Source organism: Herbidospora sp. RD11066 (genome assembly GCF_054661255.1).
In genome coordinates, this window is record NZ_BAAGDO010000118.1 from 1 (window position 1) to 278 (window position 278).

The following is a 278-nucleotide window of genomic DNA, read 5'->3' on the forward strand; positions in this document are numbered from 1 at the left end:
GTTTGACAAGGCACTTAACACAATATAATGTTTGTATTTGCTAAAGAAGTTGGGTGGTTGAAATAATGCATCCCATGTTGACTTGCCCATCAATGCATCACTTGTAATCTCAAGACCAAGATCAAATTCTTCTTTCATGATAGTTCTTGTTGACATAGACACATTGAATGTTGAGTTCTGCTGAGGGTAAGCAGGGGTTATGATTGGCATCAAGTGATATCGGTCAGCTGGATTTGTCCTGGGATCCCAGACTGGACTAATCCCTAGTTTGCTCTCAC

General features: G+C 40.6%; 1 protein-coding gene. It reads right to left on the minus strand.

Annotation, left to right across the window (positions count from 1 at the left end; all coding sequences use genetic code 11):
• On the minus strand, positions 1-261 hold a 261-nt coding region (locus ACYQ78_RS39510), incomplete at its 3' end, for a poly(A) polymerase (protein ID WP_459806125.1).
• Positions 262-278: the final 17 nt, after the last annotated feature.